Origin of the sequence: Hymenobacter sp. B81 (assembly GCF_044628455.1) — a bacterium.
Lineage (GTDB): Bacteria > Bacteroidota > Bacteroidia > Cytophagales > Hymenobacteraceae > Solirubrum.
In genome coordinates this window covers 795038-814180 of record NZ_JBIYZW010000003.1, presented here as the reverse complement: position 1 = coordinate 814180, position 19143 = coordinate 795038, and the positions used below count along the sequence as shown (strand labels likewise).

Annotated in this window: 23 protein-coding genes; all 23 read left to right on the top strand. The window is 65.3% G+C overall.

The window, feature by feature from the left end; genetic code table 11:
* The first annotated feature begins 5 nt into the window (after positions 1 to 5).
* The gene (locus ACE191_RS20255) at positions 6 to 1391 is read left to right on the top strand and encodes a hypothetical protein (RefSeq protein WP_400194068.1); all 1386 of its coding nucleotides are present in this window, start codon (positions 6 to 8) and stop codon (positions 1389 to 1391) included.
* Complete coding sequence (locus tag ACE191_RS20250; protein ID WP_400194067.1) at positions 1391 to 2824, top strand: hypothetical protein; 1434 nt, start codon at positions 1391 to 1393, stop codon at positions 2822 to 2824. Before ACE191_RS20255 ends, ACE191_RS20250 begins: the two co-directional genes overlap by 1 nt.
* Before the next feature lie 2 nt (positions 2825 to 2826).
* Positions 2827 to 4083, top strand: a complete 1257-nt coding sequence (locus tag ACE191_RS20245) for a hypothetical protein (RefSeq protein WP_400194066.1) — start codon at positions 2827 to 2829, stop codon at positions 4081 to 4083.
* A gap of 116 nt (positions 4084 to 4199) precedes the next feature.
* Complete coding sequence (locus ACE191_RS20240) at positions 4200 to 5144, top strand: S49 family peptidase (protein WP_400194065.1); 945 nt, start codon at positions 4200 to 4202, stop codon at positions 5142 to 5144.
* A 26-nt stretch (positions 5145 to 5170) separates the two neighbouring features.
* Entirely contained in the window at positions 5171 to 5617 is a 447-nt protein-coding gene (locus ACE191_RS20235) for a hypothetical protein (protein WP_400194064.1), read from the top strand.
* Between the two features lie 50 nt (positions 5618 to 5667).
* A complete protein-coding gene (locus ACE191_RS20230; RefSeq protein WP_400194063.1) occupies positions 5668 to 6627 on the top strand; it encodes a hypothetical protein in 960 nt (319 codons plus the stop codon).
* A gap of 90 nt (positions 6628 to 6717) precedes the next feature.
* The gene (locus ACE191_RS20225) at positions 6718 to 7062 is read left to right on the top strand and encodes a hypothetical protein (RefSeq protein ID WP_400194062.1); all 345 of its coding nucleotides are present in this window, start codon (positions 6718 to 6720) and stop codon (positions 7060 to 7062) included.
* 51 nt (positions 7063 to 7113) lie between these two features.
* Positions 7114 to 7668, top strand: coding sequence for a hypothetical protein (locus ACE191_RS20220; RefSeq protein WP_400194061.1), 555 nt, complete (start codon positions 7114 to 7116; stop codon positions 7666 to 7668).
* Entirely contained in the window at positions 7669 to 7893 is a 225-nt protein-coding gene (locus tag ACE191_RS20215) for a hypothetical protein (RefSeq protein WP_400194060.1), read from the top strand.
* A 94-nt stretch (positions 7894 to 7987) separates the two neighbouring features.
* Positions 7988 to 8353: a hypothetical protein gene (locus ACE191_RS20210; RefSeq protein ID WP_400194059.1), complete on the top strand. Its 366-nt coding sequence runs from the start codon at positions 7988 to 7990 to the stop codon at positions 8351 to 8353.
* A complete protein-coding gene (locus ACE191_RS20205) occupies positions 8350 to 8985 on the top strand; it encodes a hypothetical protein (protein WP_400194058.1) in 636 nt (211 codons plus the stop codon). Before ACE191_RS20210 ends, ACE191_RS20205 begins: the two co-directional genes overlap by 4 nt.
* The gene (locus ACE191_RS20200) at positions 8982 to 10262 is read left to right on the top strand and encodes a DNA modification methylase (RefSeq protein ID WP_400194057.1); all 1281 of its coding nucleotides are present in this window, start codon (positions 8982 to 8984) and stop codon (positions 10260 to 10262) included. Before ACE191_RS20205 ends, ACE191_RS20200 begins: the two co-directional genes overlap by 4 nt.
* Positions 10228 to 10914 (top strand): hypothetical protein, encoded by a 687-nt coding sequence (locus ACE191_RS20195; RefSeq protein ID WP_400194056.1) that lies wholly within the window; start codon positions 10228 to 10230, stop codon positions 10912 to 10914. Before ACE191_RS20200 ends, ACE191_RS20195 begins: the two co-directional genes overlap by 35 nt.
* Positions 10901 to 12592 (top strand): hypothetical protein, encoded by a 1692-nt coding sequence (locus tag ACE191_RS20190; protein ID WP_400194055.1) that lies wholly within the window; start codon positions 10901 to 10903, stop codon positions 12590 to 12592. Before ACE191_RS20195 ends, ACE191_RS20190 begins: the two co-directional genes overlap by 14 nt.
* A gap of 341 nt (positions 12593 to 12933) precedes the next feature.
* Entirely contained in the window at positions 12934 to 13290 is a 357-nt protein-coding gene (locus ACE191_RS20185; RefSeq protein WP_400194054.1) for a hypothetical protein, read from the top strand.
* A complete protein-coding gene (locus ACE191_RS20180; protein ID WP_400194053.1) occupies positions 13291 to 14643 on the top strand; it encodes a hypothetical protein in 1353 nt (450 codons plus the stop codon). It abuts the gene before it with no gap.
* Between the two features lie 3 nt (positions 14644 to 14646).
* Complete coding sequence (locus ACE191_RS20175; RefSeq protein ID WP_400194052.1) at positions 14647 to 15657, top strand: DUF6712 family protein; 1011 nt, start codon at positions 14647 to 14649, stop codon at positions 15655 to 15657.
* Positions 15657 to 16184 (top strand): phage holin family protein, encoded by a 528-nt coding sequence (locus tag ACE191_RS20170; protein ID WP_400194051.1) that lies wholly within the window; start codon positions 15657 to 15659, stop codon positions 16182 to 16184. The genes ACE191_RS20175 and ACE191_RS20170 overlap by 1 nt, the downstream gene beginning before the upstream one ends.
* A gap of 5 nt (positions 16185 to 16189) precedes the next feature.
* Positions 16190 to 16702: a DUF5675 family protein gene (locus ACE191_RS20165; RefSeq protein ID WP_400194050.1), complete on the top strand. Its 513-nt coding sequence runs from the start codon at positions 16190 to 16192 to the stop codon at positions 16700 to 16702.
* Entirely contained in the window at positions 16695 to 17102 is a 408-nt protein-coding gene (locus ACE191_RS20160) for a hypothetical protein (RefSeq protein ID WP_400194049.1), read from the top strand. The genes ACE191_RS20165 and ACE191_RS20160 overlap by 8 nt, the downstream gene beginning before the upstream one ends.
* Before the next feature lie 206 nt (positions 17103 to 17308).
* Positions 17309 to 17623 carry a hypothetical protein gene (locus ACE191_RS20155; protein WP_400194048.1) on the top strand — a complete coding sequence of 105 codons (315 nt, stop codon included), beginning with the start codon at positions 17309 to 17311 and terminating at the stop codon, positions 17621 to 17623.
* A gap of 204 nt (positions 17624 to 17827) precedes the next feature.
* Entirely contained in the window at positions 17828 to 18859 is a 1032-nt protein-coding gene (locus ACE191_RS20150) for an amidoligase family protein (RefSeq protein ID WP_400194047.1), read from the top strand.
* Position 18860: 1 nt separating this feature from the next.
* Positions 18861 to 19094 carry a hypothetical protein gene (locus tag ACE191_RS20145; protein ID WP_400194046.1) on the top strand — a complete coding sequence of 78 codons (234 nt, stop codon included), beginning with the start codon at positions 18861 to 18863 and terminating at the stop codon, positions 19092 to 19094.
* Positions 19095 to 19143 lie beyond the last annotated feature (49 nt).

The following is a 19143-nucleotide window of genomic DNA, read 5'->3' as shown; positions in this document are numbered from 1 at the left end:
TCCCCATGGCCAGATTATCCCCTGCAGCCTTCGGCGCCAAGTGGCTGCCCCGCTTTGCCGACAACCAGTACCAGAACATCACCGAGGCCACCTTTCGGGAGCTGCTGCAGGACATGCAGGACTCGCAGGTGTTCATCGACGGCCTGACCACCAACCAGGTGCTCGGCGCGCCCTACTACGTGCCCAACGTCGAGAGCTTCGCGCTGATCAAGCCGGGCGCCATCGTGCTGGGCGGCACCGTGGTGGTGGGCGACTACGTGAGCGGCGGCATCGGCAGCGGATCCGAAGACGCACCAGCAGCGCCCGCAGCGCCGGTGCAGTACATCGTCGTGCCGAACGAAACGGGAGCCATCCGCGCGCGCCGCAGCCTCAGCGCCGCGGCCGACGACCTGGTGAATGCGCACCTGGTACTGGCCCAGGGCGACGAAGACGACCGCGTGGCCTCCTACTTGCCCTGGAGCGCCTCGGCCAATTACCGCAAAGGCGACGTGTTTAAGTTCACCTTCGCGGGCGGGCAAACCCGCCTGCTGGAGGTCGACAACGACATGAACGGCGGCAACAACCCCGAGCCCACCGGCGACGACGCCACCGACGACTACTATACCCTCTTTGCCTCGGTATCCGCCGGTAGCACGGTGGCCACGATTACGTTCGCGGCGACCCGCACCTGGGGCGGCATCAATCCCGGCGACGTGCTCACGGTGAACGACGACGCCAACGGCCGCGTGATCCGGAAGGGCGCCGCCCCCGAGCTGCCGGCCACCATTGTGGTCACGGTGAGCAATGCCTACCGGCAACCCGGTGCGCCAGTGGCCACCACCGTGAGCTGGGTGGTGACGCCTGGTACCAACCCCACCATCACGGCCGTGCTGGTGCAGGGCGTGGCCCAGGTGTACACCGCGGCCGACCAGCTGGCCAACCCCGCGCACGTCGAGGGCCAGCCGAAACTTGCCGGCTCCCTGGTACTGGATGCCAACTCCGCCGGTAACACCACCTTCTCGGTATCGGCCACCGATGCCGGCAGCCTGACCAAACTGGCCACAGCCACCGTGGTGGTGTCGGCCAAGCGCTTCGTCACCACCTCGGCTACCGACCCGATTACGATGAGCGACGCCGACCTGTCGGCCCTGCTGCGGGCCGCAGCCATTCAGGAGTTCAGCCAGGCACGCCAGCAAAACCGCACCATCAACGTGCCCAACGGCCATTACCTCATCACCGGCTGGCTCGAGGCTGGCAACGGCGCCGGCGTCTTTACTCTGAACGGGTTTCCGAACGGCGGCTTCCCGAGCCGGGTGTTTCCCTTCACCAACTCGGAAGGCTTCCAGCAGGCCTTCCGCGCCTCGCGCACCGGCGAGAAGCAGTTTGGCACCACCACTTTGAAAGTAGACTGATGTCGTTTCTCAAACCGTTTTCGACCAACCCCGGCGGCCCCATCACCAAGCCCGATGGCGCCAGTTACACGCTGACGTTCGTCGAGTGGAGCAACTGGGACCGGCCCGTCCAGGACGATGCCGAGCGCGACGCCATGCCCATGGGCGAGGTGCTCTACTTCGGCCGTACCTGCGGGGAGCGGACGCACATGCAGACCGTGACCTACCCGGACGGCACGCGCATGCGCCGCGAAATCCCAGGGTTTGAAGCCATGAGCGATGCGCAGAAGCTCGTCGAGCTGGCCCGCAACGACACCTGGCAGCCGGTAACCACCGGCGGCAGTAGCGCGCCCCAGGCCTCGTTTACCGTGCTGGCACCCAATGCGGCCCCGGCTGGCGTAGAGGCCACGCACGACGCCATCAGCCAGCTCGACGGCACGCAGATCGTGCACCAGAACCGGCGCGAGGTTACCCTCACCCAGGACGCGGGCGGGGCCAGCGGCACGTACCTGGGCGGCCACGGCTACTTAACGGTGGACAATTGCGTCCTGACGCTGGAGGCCAACGACTTCCTCGACGTGGCCCTGCTGAGCGCCGGGGACGCCATACTCTATGTGGCCAGCACGAGCCGCATCCGCGGCCCGCGCACCCACAACGAGGCGCCTTACCAGGGCCGCCTGGAGCTCAATAACTCCCCGGTGCCGGTGGTGCTGATTCTGGAAGGCGGTAAGTATGCCCCCTCGGACATCGAGTTCAACCCGGACGAGGGCCAGCGGGCCTACATCCTGCTGCGCGGCGAGGTCGAGTGGACGTTCGACCCGAACGACCTGCCCGCCGGGCTGGAGGTCGTGGAGCAGCGCGGGACGCTGGTGCCGGCCGGCGGCACCGACGGGCAGGTGCTCAAAAGCGACGGTGCCGGCGGCCTGTATTGGGCCGACGACGAGGCAGGAGCAGGCGGTGGCCCGGCCTACACCTTGCCGGCGGCCACGTACTCCGCCCTGGGCGGTGTGATTGTAGGCGCCGGCCTGACGGTGGCCGGCGATGGAACGCTGAGCCGCACCGCTGCGACCAAAGCAGAGGTTGGGCTGGCCAACGTGGACAACACCAGCGACGTGGGCAAGCCGGTGAGCACGGCCCAGGCCGCCGCCATTGCGCTCAAGGCCGACATTGCCGCCGCTACCTCCAACTCGATGACGCTGGCTTTCGACAAGGAGCGGGTACACGGCACCGCCGCGGCCCCGCTGGGTGGCGGCGCCTTCGCCCTCGACACGGCCGGCGCCAAGCTCGGGGTAGTGGTCATGGCCATGCACCAGGCCGGCGCGGAGCCCACCTACCCGGCGGCCTTCAAACGGCTGGCCGGCTCGGGCAACTACAAAAGCGGCGCCCTCAACTTCTACATGCTGATGTACCTGGCCAATGACCAGGTGCTTTACAGCGTCAGCCAGCAACTGTAGCCATGAGCCTGAAGCGTTTTTGGCTGCCGTTCATCTCGCAGCTGGCCCCCAATATCAGCATCGTTCTTACGCGCCTGGCAGCCGGAACCGTAAGCGGGCAGCTCCAGAGCGTGAACCCCGTCGTGCTGGCCTTCTCGCCCTCGGGCCAGCAGGTCACCACGACGGCAATGGCCTTCGCGGTGAACCTGGCCGCCGGCACGCACACGATGCGGGCTTACTCCTCCAACTCGGACAGCATCACCTACATCAACCTCATGGACGTGGGCGTGCGCGGCACCGAGGGCGACCCAGACGGCACGTTCGACGCCAGTCGATTTGTGAACCTGAACTACGTGAACGTGTCGGGCGGCTACGTAAAGAAGGGCATCGGCACGTTTGGGGATGCGTTTTACGTGCGCTCGGGCCTGCTCACCAACCAGCCCCTGGACCTGAGCCAGGTGTCGGCCGTGCGCATCTTCGGGGATGCCGGCCGCTGGAGCAGCATTGTGCTGCCCACTGACCGCAGCCGCCTGACCTACCTGAACCTGGGCGGCAACCGGATGAGCGGCACCTTCACGGCCGGCTCGATGCCAGTACTCCGTGAGTTGTACCTCAGTTCCGACCAGAACCTAAGCCGCCTCACGACCATCAGCGTCGTCGATTGCCCGGTCCTGGAAGTGATTGACTTCGGCTCCAACCGCACCACCAGCTTCCTCTACACCACGGCCTACCTCAACAAGCTGCGGATTTTCAAGGCCCGCTTCGCGCCCTTCACCGGCTCGGCCTTCGCCAACCTGACCACCCTGATCGACGCCTCGCGGGCCGCCACCGAGTACGACCTGCGCGAGTGCAGCCTGACGGCCGACGAGTTTACCGCGGTGCTCGACCTGCTGCTCACCACGCCCACCGGCCGCCCGGCTGCGACAGGCAAGATGCTGCGCTTCGAAGGCGTGACCGTGGGCCAGGCCAACGAGGCCTCGGTGCGCCAGCTGGAGCGCGACAAAATCAACACGCTGAGCGCGAGCAACAGCTGGGTGGTGTCGTTCAACCGGCCCACCATGAACATGCAGCGCATCAGCGGGACCACGGTACGCCTGACCTACACCGGCACTAAGGACATTACCATCTGGGCCGTGGGCGACACCATTCGGCTGAGCGGGCGAAACGGCACCACCCTGGCGCTGGGTGACTACCAGATAACGGCCGGTAGCGGCAAGGTGTGGGACATTGCGGCCAACATGACGGAATCGGCAGCTACGGGAGTGTTCGATAAGATATAACCGTGGCTCTACCCGGGTAAGCCCGGCTCTGCACAACCCGCAGGGCCGGGCTTTTTCGTGTCCTTTTTAGCCGTCTCCGGGCCGGGGAGTTTTGCATCGTCTTCACCCTGAAATCGATGCTTGCACTTGTTTCCCGCCTCTCGGCCTCGCCCTGGCTCATGTCACGTGAGCACGTGCAGAGCTACTTGCCCATGCTGGCAGCCCTGTTCATGGGCAATGCCCTGCATGCGCCGGCCACCGACCTGGCCGAATTGCGGGCAGCAGCTGCGCCGAAGGATTACCAGGTAGAGGTGCGCGGCAGCGGGCTCGTGACCTACGGTGCCCGGGTGCAGGCAGCTGCAGGCGCCACCGGCGCCAGCAACGACGACGCCATCCTGGTGCGCGTGATGGGCCTGAGCGGCCCACTGATGAAGGCAGATCAGGAGTGCGGCCCCCGTGGCCTCATGTCGCTGGCCAGTGACCTGCAGCGCTCCGCCAAGGATGCCGATATCCACGCCGTGCTGCTGCGCATCGACTCGCCCGGCGGCCAGGTGTTCGGCACCCAGAGCGTCGTCGACGGCGTGAAAGCCTGCCAAGCCGCCGGCAAACCCGTCGTCGCCCTGTGCGAGGACGGGCTCATGTGCTCGGCGGCCTACTGGATTGGCTCGACGGCCGACTCGATCATCGCTACCCACGAGACCTGCACCATCGGCAGCATCGGCATCATGGCGACCTGGATGGACGTGCAGCCGGCCCTCGAAGCTATGGGCGTGGTGTTCCACGAAGTCTACGCCAAGCAATCCAGCCAGAAAAACGCCGACTTCGCCGCGGCCACCAAGGGCGACTACAGCGCCATTCAGGCCAACCTGACAGCCATGGCTGACGGCTTCCTGAGCCACGTGCGCACCAGCCGTGCCGGCTCGCTCGACGAGAAGCTTTTCGTCAAGTCCGGCGCCGCGGCCGGCAAAACCTTCTTCGCCAGCCAGGCCGGTGAAATCGGCCTGATCGACGCCATGGGCTCCTTCCAGGACGCCCTGGGCGAGTGCGTGCGCCTGGTGCAGCAGAACCGCGCCAGCAAGTAACCCCGACTCATTTTTTCTCCAAACCCATGGGACTTAATCCTTTCAAAAAAAGCGGCATTACTGCTGCAACCCTGACCCTGGGCGCCGCCATGTCGGCGCTGGTGGGCAAAGAAACCGTCACGGCCGAGGAGGCCACGGCCGCCAACAATGAGCTGGTGGAAGCCGGCATCACCGGCGCCGCCCTGATTACCCCGGCCGCCTACGACGAGCTGGAGGAGAAAGCCGGCCGCACGGATGCCGCTGAGCAGCGCGCCACCGAGGCCGACCAGAAGGTCAAAGACCTGGAGGCCCAGAACCAACAGCTCACCAACGACCTGGCCGCCGAGACCGAGCGCGCCAACAAACTGGCCAAAGCACCGGGCGCGAATCAGACCTCGCCCGTGCGCACGCCCGGCGAAAGCGACGTGCAGGAGCCCGACGCCAACCAGAAGCTCGTCGAGGATCTGCACGCCAAGATGCTCGGCGAAATCTAGGCCGCCTCACCCCTCAATTGTTCCACCAACCTTCCTAACAGCCCCAAACGATGGCTTTAGTTATTACCGACGTAGTTGCTCAGTTCGGGGCCTACTACCTCAACCAGGGTCAGAACCTGACCCGCCTCTACGCCCTGCTGCGCTCGGCGACCAGCACCGAGAGCATGTTCACCCCGGTGAACACCGACGACACGATCTGGCGCGCCGCCAAGACGCTGTTCAGCCGCGTGGTGCAGCCTTTCCAGAAGGCTTTCACCCCGCTGGCCGGCGTGACGTTCTCGCCCGTCGAAATCAAGCAGTTCAAAATGAAGGTCGACGCGCAGGAGTATCCTGACGAGTTGGAGGCCTCGTGGCTGGGTTTCCTCGACGGCGAGGACATCGACCGCAAAGCCTGGCCCTTCGTGCGCTGGTACTGCGAGGTGTACCTGATCCCGCAGATCAAGCAGGACATCGAGCACAACGAAATCTACCAGGGCTCCTTCGTGGCCCCGACCGCCAACACCCCCGGCGCTGCCGGCACGTCGATGGACGGCCTGAAAAAGACCATCAACGCCCACGTAACGGCTGGTCGCATTACGCCCATTACCACCGGCGCGCTGCAGCTGACCGACCCCGAGGGGATGGTCGACCAGTTCGAGGCCTTCGCCGACGGCATCCACAAGGACTACTGGAGCATCCCGATGATGCTGGGCTGCTCGGAAAGCGCTGCCCGCGCCTTCCTGCGGGGCCAGGAGCGCAAGTATGGCAAGAACACCGGTGGCGGTGAGCTGGGCCTGCGCATCAACAACACCAACATCACCGTGGTGGGCCTGCCCTCGCACCGCAACACGGAGAAGATCTGGTGCACGCCCAAGGGCAACGCCATCATGCTGCGCAAGCGCATCCAGAACCAGACGCGCATCCAGGTCGAGAGCGTCGACCGCCTGCTCAAGTTCTTCACCGACTTCAGCATGGGCATCGGCTTCATCATCCCGGAAATCGTCTTCACCAACGACCGCGACCTGGTCTAGCGACCCGCGACGTGCCGGCACCCGCGTAGGGTGCCGGCCTTCGTCGCACCCCAGTAGTCTTTTCTCCCATCAGAGTAACACCCGCATACCATGGCAGCTGCCAACAAACCGGCCCCTGAGCCTACCATCGAGTCGCTGACGGCTGACAACGCCCGACTCACCCAAGAAAACACCCAGCTGCGCGAGGAACTCGCCGCGGCCCAAGTAGTCATTGCCGAGCAAGGCGAAGCCCTGGCCAACGCCGAGGCCGCGCAAGCCGTGGACAAGGTCATCATCGTGACCTACGACGGCAAGCAGTACCGCGTGCTGGGCAAGCAATTCAACATCAAAGGCGAGCTGGTGAAAGCCGAGGAGCTGGGCAAAAACAAAGAGGCCCTCCAGCACCTGGTCGACACCAAGAGCGGCCTGCTGCAGCCCGTGGCCAAGGCCAAGTAGGCCCGCGCCCACGTCATTCAATCGATCCAATCACAGTTTTAAGACATCCCCATGGATCTGTCGAAACTCCAAGACCTGCTGGGCCTCGAAGGCGAGGACAACACGCCGGGCCTGTTGGGCTACGTGCTGTTCGCGCCTGAGTCCTGGTTTGCCACCATTGCCAAAGCGCCGAAGTACTCGGATGCGCAGGCCTCCGCCGGCCTGTCGGCAGTTATTGCCACCGACCACACCTTCAAAGTCGGGAAGGGCTTCCTGAAAATCTACATCACCCTCGACTCGAACGAGCTGAAGGCGGAAATCGTGGGCGAACGTGACGGCCGCGGCCTGAAGGTGAGCTTTGAAGGCTTCCACCCGGGCAACAAGCCCGAGTCGCTGGAGATGCTCAACCTGGTGAAGAACATCGGCGGCATCATGCTCGTGCCGGATCCGGACGGCGGCTTCTTCCAAGTAGGCGCCGAAGGCCTGCCCGTAGAGCTGACGCCGAGCTTCGGCTCCGGCCGCCTCTCCTCGGGCCGCCGCGGCACCACGGTCAAGGGCGAGTGCTACGCCACCGGCCTGAAGCTCTACCAGGGCGACATCACCATGAAGCCGGCCCCGGTAGTCTAAATGGCAACCAAGCAATCCGGGCCCCAGCTCCAGCCCGAGGTAGCCGCGAAGTACCGCTGCACCATCGTGCCTACGGTCGTCGTCAGCCAGCGCTTGGGTCGCACCATCGACCTGCGCACGCTCACGCTGAAGGAAGCCGACGAGCTGGCCCGCGACCCCCGATTCACCTACCTGGTGGCCAGGCGCCCACGGCGCGCCCCGGGCCAGGCAAAAGAGACCGTCTAAGGGAAAAAGCGGTAACGTGGGGAAACGCCCGGGTCATTGGCCCGGGCGTTTTTGCGTCCTTTTTGCCCGAGGCAGCGGTCGGCAATTTCGGTGCATGAAATGGAAAGACGCCTGGGGCATGAGCCCCGCCCTGGCCGGCGCATTGGCGGTCAGCCTGCTGCTCACCGACTGCTTCGGGGGCCGCAAGGAGTACGTGACGGGCCTGGTGGAAGGCCGCGACTACACCCCGGCCTACACCACCCAGGACTGCAGCACCGACAACAAGGGGTATGTCTCGTGCCACACGACCTACCACGAGGCCACCTACTCCCTGCTGGTGCGCAGCGCCCAGGGCCTGGCCTGGGTGAGCACGAGCCGGGCGGGGTATAGCCTGGTGCACGACACCGACGTGATTACCTACTCGCGCCGGCGCACCAAGTGGACCAACTACACCTGGTGCGATACCTACTCGCCGCAATGAGCGCTGACCTAACCACCTGGCTCGGTGCACCCGACGATTTCGCCGCCGGCGTGGCCCTCTACGCCCAGCTGGGCACCAGCAGCACCTACAAGCAGCTGTTCGCCCTGGGCGAGACCGGGTACAGCCGCGGCGTGCTGCGCCGCGAGCTGCAGGCGCTGGCCGACGTGGCCCTCGAGCCCACACCCGCCGCAGCTGCCAACCCGGTGCCGGCCCCTGCAGCGCCGCCAGTGGCCACCGCGCCCACACCACCCCCCACCGACGCGCCGGCGCTGCTGCAGGTGCGCCAGCAGCTCAAGGCAGCCCGCGACGAGCGCAGCCAGCTGCATGCCCAGCTGACGGCGCCGCGCCTGCGCAAAGCCGACCGCTGCACCATGGTGCACCGCATTGCCGACCTCACCGACTTGGTGCAGGAGCTGCAGCACCAGGAGGCCCACGTGCTCGAGCACGGCCGACTGCCCGGGCCCGTGTCCACGGCTGACCTGGTCGACCGCGAGCAGCTGGTGCACCGCCGCAACAACCTGCGCAGCCAGCGCAGCCGCCTGCGAAAGAAGCCCGACCGCGCGGCTGATCTGCAGGTGGTCGAGGCCGAATTGGCCCTCATCGAGACAAAACTCAACCCTTCCCAATCGTGACTGAAGAACTGATTCCCCTGAAGTGGAGCACCCAACAGCGCCGCGTGCGCGACCTGGTGCCGCTGAGCTACAACCCGCGCACGCTCACCGACGAAGGCCGGGAGCGGCTCACGCGCAGCATCCTGAAGTTCAACCTGGCCGAAATCCCGGCCATCAACCTCGACAACGTGGTGCTGGCCGGCCACCAGCGCCTGGCTGTGCTGCTGGACCTGGGCCGCGGCGACGAGCTCATCGACGTGCGCGTGCCCAACCGGCAGCTCACCAAGGACGAACTCGACGAGTACAACATCACCTCGAACGTCGGGGCCGGCGTGTTCGATTACCAGGCCCTGCTCGACAACTTCAGCCACCTGGACCTGGCCAACATCATGGACGCGCCGGCCCTGGAGCAGCTGGCCGCCCTCTCGGCCATCACGTTGCCGCCGGCCGAGGAGCAGGAGTTCGACCCCACGCCGCCGGCCAACCCGCTATCGGTGCTCGGCGACGTGTACGAGTTCAGCTCGGACGGCCGCGGCCTGGTGCACCGCCTGATCTGCGGCTCGAGCACCGAAGCCGACGTGGTGGAGAAGCTGCTGGAAGGCCAGCTGGTGAAGCTGGTGGTGACCGACCCGCCCTACAACGTGAAGTACGAGGGCAAGACGAAGGACGCCCTGCGCATCGAGAACGACGACATGGACGATGCCTCGTTCCGGGCCTTCCTCTACGACTTCTACACCAACGCCTACGCCTACATGGCCCCGGGCGCGCCCATCTACGTGTTCCACGCCGACAGCGAGGGCGCCAACTTCCGCCTGGCCCTGAAGGACGCCGGGCTGAAGCTTAGCCAGTGCCTGGTGTGGGTGAAGCAGCAGTTCGTGATGGGCCGTCAGGACTTCCACTGGCAGCACGAGCCGATTCTGTACGGCTGGAAGGAAGGCGCCGCGCACCCCTGGTACTCGGACCGGAAGCAGACCACCGTGCTCCAGTTCGACCGGCCCTCGCGCAACGCCGACCACCCCACGATGAAGCCCATCGACATCCTGGTGTACCTGCTGGAGTGCTCGAGCCTGGAAGACGACGTGGTGGCCGACTTCTTCGGCGGCTCCGGATCCACGCTCATCGCCTGTGAGCAGGTGCAGCGCAGCTGCCGCTCGGTGGAGCTGGACCCGGCCTACGTCGACGTGCACGTGCGCCGCTACATCAAGTTCATGCGCGACAACCAGCGCCGCTTCACCATTTCCCGCAACGGAGAGGAACTGACCCATGAGCAACTCGACGCCTACCTCGCAGCTGCCTAGCGTACCGAACCTGAAGGGGCCGGGCTCCACGGCCGTGGAGCGCATCTACGCGGCTTCCATCGAGGAGGCGGACGGAAGCGGGCCCGGGCTGGCGGCGTTGTCGCCGGCGGACAAGCTGATGAACCAGCAGATGGAGGCGGCCTACGCCCTGCTGCTCAACTACCACACGTTCGACCAGGCCTGGCCGCTCCTGGCCAAGCAGTTCGGCATCAGCCGGGCCACGTGCTACCGGCGCCTGGCCGATGCCCAAAACCTGATGGGCGACTTGAAAAAGGTGAAAAAGCAGGGCGCCCGGGCCATGCTGATCACCCACGCCCAAATGATGCTGCAGCTGTGCCTGACCATGCGCCCGCCCGACGTGCGCGGCGCCTTGGCGGCCGGCAAGTTCCTGGCCAACCTGCAGGGCCTGCACCGGGCCGATACGGGCTCCGAGGACGCCGGCAACGGCGGCAACACGTCGTACTTCATCAGTTTGACCGTGGAGGGCCCACGCGGCCCGAAAACGCGCAACATCGACTTCAGCAAGCTCGACGACGTCGACGATGCCGACTACGAGCTGCTGCAGGCGGCGGTGAACAACAACGTGCTCGGCGTGGAGCAGATGGAAAACCTGATGCGCGGTGAGGAGGCCGTTCCCGATGACGACCGTTGATCAGGTAAGGCTCAAGTTCAACCAGCCCCAGCTGCGCTACGTCACGGCCCGAGGCAAGAAGGAGGGCGTCAGCATCTGGGGCCGCGGTACCGGCAAGTCGTCGATCATCGCGTGGGACATCCACGAAATCGTGCAGACGATGCCCCGCAGCTGCTGGGTCATCGTGGGCTCGACCTACAAGCAGGTGCTCAGCCGCACCCTGCCGTCGACCATTTCGTCGCTGGAGCGCCTCGGTTACAAGCTGAACCGGGACTTTTACATCGGCCGCAAGCCGCCACCCACCTTGAACTGGGACCGGCCCTACGAAGGCCCGCTGAGCTACGACCACTTCATCATTTTCCGCAACGGGACCGGTTTCCACCTGGTGTCGCTCGACGCCGGTGGATCCAGCAGCCGCGGCCTGAACGTGGACGGCTTTATCGGCGACGAGGCCCTGCTGTTCGACAAACAGAAGCTCGATGCCGACTTGTCGGCCACCAACCGCGGCAACGGCCAGTACTTCGGCAAAAACCCGAAGCACCACGGCGTTTTCCTGTTTTCGTCGATGCCCTGGGGCGACCAGGGCCGCTGGCTGCTCGACAAATCGAAGTATTACGAGCAGGAAGGCGTGGATCTGGTCGAACGCCAGAACGCGCTCATCGACGCCCAGGTGCGCTTCCTGGACGCCTCCAGCAACGAGGAGCGGCTGCAGATCTGGCGCGACGAGGTCATGCCCCGGATGCAGCAGGTGCGGTATTTCCCCTCCGCGCCCCATAAGGGCACTTTTTTCTCGGAGGCGAATGCGTTCGACAACATCCAGAACCTGGGCCTGCAGTACCTGCTGGATCAGCGCAAGTTCATGACCGATTTCACGTTCATGGTGGAAATGATGAACCGGCGCCCCACCACGGTAGAGGGCGGCTTTTACCCCCAGCTGGATCAATCCATCCACGTCCAGGAGTGCGCCGACGACAGCTACATCCTCGGGCTGGAGATGAACCTGCCCCGGCTGGCAGCAGCTGGCGGGCCGCAGTTCGGGGAAAAAGACCTCTCCACATCGTTGGGGGACAGTGATTGCCGCAGCAACCAGGCCCTGCGCGTATCGGTCGACTGGGGCGCCCGCATCACCACCCTGGTGGTGGGCCAGCCCCACGTCGACAAGCGCGAGTACCGCTTCCTGAAGGGCATGTACGTCAAGCACCCGGCCTTCATCGACGACCTGCTGGATGAGTTCTGCCGCTACTACCAGCCCCACCTGAAGAAGGAGGTGGAGTTCCTAAGCGACGAGGAGTACGGCAACGCCCGGCGCCCCGATAGCCAGTACACCCTCAACGAGCAGTTCATGCGGGGCCTGCGGGCCCGTAAGTGGCGCGTGCGGCCCATGGGGCTGGGCCGTATCCCGGGCCACCCCACCCGCTACCAGCTGGCCCAGGCGCTGCTCGCTGAGCGTGATGACCGGCTGCTGCGCTTGCGCTTCAACAAGGTCAATTGCAAGGATGTGGTGCAGGCCATGCTGCTGGCCCCGGTGAGCCAAGACGCGAAGGGCCGCATCACGAAGGTCAAGAGCAGCGAACGGAAGGACTCCTTCCCGGCTGAGCACGCCACCCACTTCACCGACAACGTCGACCTGCACATGCTCAGCTGCGGCACCGACGTGATCAATGCCACGCCTGACTTCAGTAACCTGATCGTGGTGTGATGACCGAGTAGGTACCGAGTACCGACCGAGTATCGAAGCCCAGCCCCACCCGGCTGGGCTTCTTTGTTGATGCTGGCCACCACCTGGCCACAAGCTGGCCACCGCCCCCACCTGGCAGATATCCCCGAGGCAGCCCCCGGCAATTGCCGGCGGCCGACAGTGCAAGCCGGGGCACCGCGTTCGACCAGTGAGACTGGAACGCACCCCGGACGCCTAAAATCGGCCTTCCCAGCGCGCAAACGCGGGTAGCTGTGAGATTGGGTTTTTTGTTCATTTCGGGGCATTGGAGGCGGTTTTGTGTCCTTTTTGTGCCACGGCGGCGGCGGCAACTTCGCTGCCCAATGAACACCCCCGCCCCCCTCCGATTAGCTGACGCGCTGGCCCTGCTGGAAGGCCCGGCGCCGGTGTCCGTGCGCTACGTGACGTGCGACCGGCGCCGCAAAACCGGCGGCGAGTTCCGCGAACTGAAGGCCGCCCGCCTCGGCCGCGGCCAGCGCACCGAATCCCGCACGCTGCGCGCCGCCACGCCGGCCGAAAACACCGCCGCCGGCGCCGACGTGCGCCCCGTGCCGGTGCCCAAAAACCCCAACCACTACGCCAACGCCACCCGCAACCTGGTCGACACCCGCACCGGCGAGCTGGTGAAGGTGCACATCTACCTCATCGTGGCCGTGCAGGGCCGCAAAGTCATCATCTAAATGCAGGTTCTATTCAACAGCGGCGGCAACGTCGCCTACGTGAACGGCTCGGTGTACCGCCTCGGCGGTGCCCTGGGCGCGGCCTCGGCGCCGGCCGGCGGCGCCGGCAAAGTGGACGGCAGCCGCCCCACCTCGCCCCTGGTTAAAAACCAGACCGGCGACGTGGCGCCCTGGGGCGACGGCAACGACTTCCCCCAGCAGGTGCTGGGTGAAATTTCCAAGTCGAGCATCATCCCGGCCGTGCTCGACTGGAAAGTGCGCGCCATTTACGGCAAGGGCGTGGTGTACGGCAAGGTCACCGGCTACGACAAAGGCGGCAACGAGATATTCGAGCGGGTAAAAGACCCCGAAATCCAGGCGTTTTTCCGCCGCAGCAACATTGCCCGCTACGCCTTCGAGGGCCTGCAGAACCTGGTGAACTTCGCCAACGGCTGGCCCGAGCTGATCCTGAGCCGCGACCGGAGCATCATCACCAGCCTGAGCACGGCCGATACCGCCTTCTGCCGCTACTCGGTGCAGAAGCCCGGCCAGGCCGTGCCCGACCTGCTGCACATCTCGGCCAACTGGCCCGACGCCAAGCCCGGCGACGGCTACACCACCTCCGTGCCGGTGCTCGACCCCTACTTCGACGTGGTGGAGTCGCTGCGCGCCGACAAGCGCGGCTTCAAGTACGTGTACCCGCTAAGCTTGCCCAGCCCGGGCCAGGCCCTCTACCAGCTCATTCCCTGGAACAGCATCCGCAAGTCGGGCTGGCTCGACGTGGCCCTGGCCATCCCGGAGTTCAAGAAGGCGTTGTTCAAAAACCAGCTCAGCCTGAAGTACCTCATCGAAGCCGACGAGCGGTGGTGGTACTGGAAGTACCCGGACTGGGATACTAAAACGACGGACGAGCGCCGCGGCATCATCAGCGAAGAACTGGCCGCGTTTGAGAAAACCATGGCCGGCGTCGACGGGGCCGGCAAGTCGGTCCTGGCCACCACGTTCATCCACCCCCAAACCGGCGAGAAGATCCAGGCGCTGAAGGTGACGGCCATCGACGACAAGATCAAGTCGGGCATTTACATCGAGGACTCGCAGGAGGCGGCCAGCCACATCTACACCGCCCTGCAGGTGGATCCGACGCTCTCGGGCATCAGCCCGGGCAAGGGCATGGGCGCCGGCTCGGGCTCCGACAAGCGCGTCGCCTTCAACGCCTTCATCGCCACCCACTACTACCTCCAGCAGCTGATCCTGGAGCCGCTCAACCTGGTGCGCGACTACAACGGCTGGGATCCGGACATCGAGTTCCGCTTCCTCAACCCGGAAATCAACACGCTCGACGAGAAATCCGAGACCCAAAACAAAGCTGCTTAAGCTATGCTGCTGACCAAATCCGCCGAACTGAAGCGCTACGTGCGCCTCAACACCTCTGACGTAGAGCTGCCCGAAGTGGTGGAGCTGGAGGTGAGCCGCCTGCAGGAGCAGCTGCTGCGCCCGCTGCTGGGCGAGGGCCTGATCTTCTGGCTGGAGGGCGAGTACCAGGCCGGACCGGCCGCCGACTCGCTGGCCGGCCAGCTGCTGGCCCGGGTGCAGGCCGTGCTGGCCCGCCTGGGGCTGGCCGGCTCCCTGCACGAGCTGCAGGTGAGCGTGAGCAACACCGGCCTGCAGATCGTCTCGACCGAAACCCACAAGACGGCCTTTCAGCACCAGGTGGTCGCCCTGCGCGACACGCTGGAGCGCAAGGGCTGGCTCGACATGAACGCGCTGCTGGGCTGGCTGGAGGAGCACCGGGCCGACTCGGCCGAGCTGGTGGCGTGGGCCGCCGGCCCGGGCCAGCTGCAGCGCCGGCAGCTGCTCACCTCGGCCGAGGAGTTCAGCCGCTTCGAGAACATCCAGGACTCGTGGCCGGTGTTCCAGGCCCTGCGCCCGCTCATCGGCCGCCAGGAGCTGTTTGTGCTGGAGCCCCAGCTGGGCTACGCCTTTCTGCAGGAGTTGCGCACCCAGGTGCGCACCCGGGCGCTGACGCCCGAGAACGAGCAGCTGCTCGAGCAGTTCATCCGGCCGGCGCTGGCCAGCCTGGCACTGGCCCGGGCCGTGCCCGAGCTGGGCCTGCGCCTGACCGGCAACGGCATTGAGCTGGCCATTGCCCGCGTCGACGACAGCAACTCGAAGGAGGCCGACGCCGGCCTCGACCAGCTGCTGCAGGCCCGGGCCTACGAGTGCCAGCGCGCCGCCGACATCCTGCTCGAGCGCATGCGCAAGCACCTCAACGCCGCGGCTTCAGCCGAGCGGTACCCCACCTATTTCGCCGGCCCCGCCTACGTGTCCCCGTCGACGCCGAAAGTACCCCTCAATACCGCGGAATCCCGCATTTACCGCTTTATCTAATGCCCGCCACCTTGCTCCCCCTGCTGCACTCCGGCGGGCAATTATTCGAGAAGTACGTCTTCAGCGACTGGAATGCGCTGGTGTTCCTGATGGTCCTGTTCCTGATCGACACCGCCCTGGGCATGACCCGGAGCTGGAAGCAGGGCCGCTTTCACAGCCGCGGCATGCGGCAGATGTTCGTCAAGCTGCGCGAGTACGCCATCGGCGTCATCGTGGCCCACGTGTTCTGCAACATCCCCATCGACGGCGAGATGCTCACCGACGCCGTGCCTTACCTGGGCAAGGGCGTGAAAGGCATCATTTACCTGGCTATCCTCTTCATCGAGTCCAAATCCATCGACGAGAACCTGCGCGGCATGGGCGGCCGTGGCCTGCCCTTCCCCAAGTTCCTGCGCCAGGGCATGACCGATTGGGAAGAAACCGGCCAGTTCCGCAGCAAGACGCCGCCGGAAGAAACCGCCGTGCCCGCCGAGGAGCTGGCCCCAACGGAAGCCGCTCCGGCCCCTGAACTCGCTCCATCAACCTAATTTTTATGGACCACCTGCTTACCGTAAACCGGCAGCCTTCGGCGGCCGACTGGACCCTCTCGCGCCTGTTTGTGCGCGGAAAAGACTTCTGCGCCGGCATCGAAGACGAAACCCGCCCCGTGGGCAAAGAAGTGTACGGCGAAACGTGCGTGCCCCTGGGCGTGTACCCGCTGGGCCTGCGCCAGAGCCCCACCTTCAGCAAGTACTTCTACACCAAGGACGGCGTGAACCTGATCAGCCGCGAGGAGTGGTTGCAGCTTAAATCCGCCGAGAAGCTGCTCTACAAGCCGCACGACGTGATTTGGGTAAAGGGCAAGTTGGAGAAGCGCCTGGTATTGTTGCACTGGGGCACGACCGACGACGATACCCTGGCCTGCTACATCGTGGGCGCCCGCCACGGCATGTACAAAGGCCAGGCGGCCGTATTCGACTCCCGCCTGACCTACCGGAAGCTCTACCCGCTGGTGATTGGCGCCATTCGCGCCGGCGGCCAGTTCATCGAGTACCGCCATGCGTAGGCCCCGCACCTGGTGCGAGTACGCCTTGCTCCTGCTGCTGAGCAGCTGCAGCTTCACCCTTGACGTCACCAATACCAAAATCAAGGGCAGCGCGGTGGCCACCGAAGCCGGCGCCGTGGCCACCACCGCCACCAAGACGGAGGCGCCGGTGGCCAGCGGTACCGGCAACACGGCCACCGAAGTCGAGAAGCCCAAAGCTCCCACGGCCGTGGGCCCGCAGGCCGTGGCCACCGATTTCCGCAAAGCGGCTCAGGACGGCGGCGCCCTAGCCGCCGGCGCCGGCGCGCAGGCTTCGGCCGTGACCAAGCCTGCGTTTCCCTGGTGGGTTTTGGGCGTCGCGGCCGTGGTAGCTGCCCTGCTGGGCCTGAACAAGTGGTTGCGCGGCCGTTGGCTGTGGTAACAAATAACGCCTCGGCTCAGGCCGGGGCGTTTTGCTTTCCTACCTTCGTGGTGCGAACATCCTGGAAACTATCACCCACAGAAGCTTCGACCGTGCCCTTCGCACTGGTCGGGGAGTAGAGCGGGAGCATGACCCGTATACTTAAGCTTCTGTGAAGTTTCAGGTGTTCGCAGCGATTTCCCCGGCCTTTCGTCGACTGCTGCACCATGGGCACCTCCCCAAAACCCCCGATTGGCTTCGGCCGCAAGCCCGACCCGGACCCCAACGGCACCGGCGACGGCCAGCGTTTTCAGTTCGATGGTACCAATGCCCCCCAGGAGGAAGCGCCGCAGCGCCCGACGCGGCAGCCGCTGGTGGAGCCGGTCTTCGTCGACGACTTGGAGGCCACCGAAATTTGCGCCGCCTACAACATCTTTCCGCTGGTGCCACTCGGCCACCTGGAGCACCAGCTACTCCAGGTCATTCAGGCGCTCGAGCAGCGCGTGAAAGAACTTGAGCCCGACCGCCCAGACGACGAGTAGCCCACCGAAACCCCTCAGCCCCGCCCCACCCGGCGGGGCTTTTTTGTGCCCCATCGGTGCACCATTGCACCGTCCGCGTGCACCATGGCACCGTGCATGGAATCTGCGTCTACGCACTCAAAAACAAGCTTTTTAACTTGAGTGTGCCGGAAAACGATGCGTTGTTTGTCATACTAAACGACAGCAAAACAACGCCTTACCAACATGACCGCCGCCCAAATCCTCGCCACCACCGGAACGACGAAAACCTGGAAGATGCAGCAGCTCTTCGCCCTGGGCCTGACCCGCCGCGAGGTAGCGACGATGATGAACGTAGGCTACGGCTTCGCCCAGAACGTGTACGCTGCCTGGGTAAACACCACCGCCACCGAGGCCGTAGCCCGGCCGCGCCGCGCCACCCGCGCCACGGTGGAGACCATTTGCGCCCAGGTCAACGCCCGCACGGTCAACATCACCACCTGGGCCGATTTCACCCCCACCACGCCCACCCGCCGCTTCGGCGTAGAAATCGAGGCCTACGGCCCGGCCCGCGCCACCCTGCTGGCCGAACTCGAGGCCCAGGGCCTGGAGGCCCGCGGCGAAGACTACAACCACACCACCCGCCCCCACTGGAAAATCGTAAGCGACGGCAGCGTACGCGGCACCAACCCCTTCGAACTGGTAAGCCCGGTACTGGCCGGCCTCGAAGGCCTCGAGCAGGTACGCAACGCCTGCCGCGCCCTGAACACCACCAACGCCCAGGTCAATAACAGCTGCGGCCTCCACGTACACATCGACGCCCGCGACCTGAGCATCGAGCACCTGCGCCGCGTATGCCTGAACTACCTGCGCCTCGAGCGCACCATCGACCAGGTAATGCCCGCCGAGCGCCGCGCCAACGCCAACTCCTACTGCATGAGCATCCAGCGGGGCCGCACCCTCGCCGCCGCCGAGGCCGCCATCAACGCCGCCACCACGGCCCAGGAACTGGCCCGCGCCATCAACGGCAACAGCCGCTACTACAAGGTCAACCTGCAGAGCTTCTTCCGCCACGGCACCATCGAATTCCGCCAGCACTCGGGTAGCACCAACGCCGACAAGATTGTGTTTTGGGTACGCTTCCTGAACAACCTGGTGGAATACAGCCGCCACCACGAGGCCCCCGCCGCCAACAGCATCAGCGACTTTGTTACCTTTAACCAGCGCGACATTGCCACCTACTACCAGCGCCGCCGCACGGCGCTCCTAGCCCGCTAGTATGAAATACGAACTCCTGGGTGGCGGCCACATCAAGGCCGCCACCGATTTGGGCATCGTGCAGGCCCTGCGCGAGGACGCCCAGGCCTGGCAGCCTTCGGTCAGCATCGAGGACTTTATGGAGGGCATGGCCAGCCGGTGTAAAATTCAGAAGGGCGTCGACGTGCGCACCGACTCCATTGGCAACTTCGTGGACGACCTGAAGCTACACGGCTTCATTACGCCGGCTTCCTAGCGTCGTTCCACTGGCTTCTTCCCAAGCCCCGTCGTAGCCCGGCGGGGCT

What these genes read in the sequence shown, in the direction of transcription:
- ACE191_RS20230 (WP_400194063.1), top strand. Translation starts at nt 5,668, where the DNA reads ATGGCTTTAGTTATTACCGACGTAGTTGCTCAGTTCGGGGCCTACTAC.
- ACE191_RS20210 (WP_400194059.1), top strand. Translation starts at nt 7,988, where the DNA reads ATGAAATGGAAAGACGCCTGGGGCATGAGCCCCGCCCTGGCCGGCGCA.
- ACE191_RS20150 (WP_400194047.1), top strand. Translation starts at nt 17,828, where the DNA reads ATGACCGCCGCCCAAATCCTCGCCACCACCGGAACGACGAAAACCTGG.
- ACE191_RS20255 (WP_400194068.1), top strand. Translation starts at nt 6, where the DNA reads ATGGCCAGATTATCCCCTGCAGCCTTCGGCGCCAAGTGGCTGCCCCGC.
- ACE191_RS20240 (WP_400194065.1), top strand. Translation starts at nt 4,200, where the DNA reads ATGCTTGCACTTGTTTCCCGCCTCTCGGCCTCGCCCTGGCTCATGTCA.
- ACE191_RS20250 (WP_400194067.1), top strand. Translation starts at nt 1,391, where the DNA reads ATGTCGTTTCTCAAACCGTTTTCGACCAACCCCGGCGGCCCCATCACC.
- ACE191_RS20190 (WP_400194055.1), top strand. Translation starts at nt 10,901, where the DNA reads ATGACGACCGTTGATCAGGTAAGGCTCAAGTTCAACCAGCCCCAGCTG.
- ACE191_RS20185 (WP_400194054.1), top strand. Translation starts at nt 12,934, where the DNA reads ATGAACACCCCCGCCCCCCTCCGATTAGCTGACGCGCTGGCCCTGCTG.
- ACE191_RS20235 (WP_400194064.1), top strand. Translation starts at nt 5,171, where the DNA reads ATGGGACTTAATCCTTTCAAAAAAAGCGGCATTACTGCTGCAACCCTG.
- ACE191_RS20205 (WP_400194058.1), top strand. Translation starts at nt 8,350, where the DNA reads ATGAGCGCTGACCTAACCACCTGGCTCGGTGCACCCGACGATTTCGCC.
- ACE191_RS20215 (WP_400194060.1), top strand. Translation starts at nt 7,669, where the DNA reads ATGGCAACCAAGCAATCCGGGCCCCAGCTCCAGCCCGAGGTAGCCGCG.
- ACE191_RS20175 (WP_400194052.1), top strand. Translation starts at nt 14,647, where the DNA reads ATGCTGCTGACCAAATCCGCCGAACTGAAGCGCTACGTGCGCCTCAAC.
- ACE191_RS20220 (WP_400194061.1), top strand. Translation starts at nt 7,114, where the DNA reads ATGGATCTGTCGAAACTCCAAGACCTGCTGGGCCTCGAAGGCGAGGAC.
- ACE191_RS20245 (WP_400194066.1), top strand. Translation starts at nt 2,827, where the DNA reads ATGAGCCTGAAGCGTTTTTGGCTGCCGTTCATCTCGCAGCTGGCCCCC.
- ACE191_RS20195 (WP_400194056.1), top strand. Translation starts at nt 10,228, where the DNA reads ATGAGCAACTCGACGCCTACCTCGCAGCTGCCTAGCGTACCGAACCTG.
- ACE191_RS20160 (WP_400194049.1), top strand. Translation starts at nt 16,695, where the DNA reads ATGCGTAGGCCCCGCACCTGGTGCGAGTACGCCTTGCTCCTGCTGCTG.
- ACE191_RS20225 (WP_400194062.1), top strand. Translation starts at nt 6,718, where the DNA reads ATGGCAGCTGCCAACAAACCGGCCCCTGAGCCTACCATCGAGTCGCTG.
- ACE191_RS20145 (WP_400194046.1), top strand. Translation starts at nt 18,861, where the DNA reads ATGAAATACGAACTCCTGGGTGGCGGCCACATCAAGGCCGCCACCGAT.
- ACE191_RS20155 (WP_400194048.1), top strand. Translation starts at nt 17,309, where the DNA reads ATGGGCACCTCCCCAAAACCCCCGATTGGCTTCGGCCGCAAGCCCGAC.
- ACE191_RS20170 (WP_400194051.1), top strand. Translation starts at nt 15,657, where the DNA reads ATGCCCGCCACCTTGCTCCCCCTGCTGCACTCCGGCGGGCAATTATTC.
- ACE191_RS20165 (WP_400194050.1), top strand. Translation starts at nt 16,190, where the DNA reads ATGGACCACCTGCTTACCGTAAACCGGCAGCCTTCGGCGGCCGACTGG.
- ACE191_RS20180 (WP_400194053.1), top strand. Translation starts at nt 13,291, where the DNA reads ATGCAGGTTCTATTCAACAGCGGCGGCAACGTCGCCTACGTGAACGGC.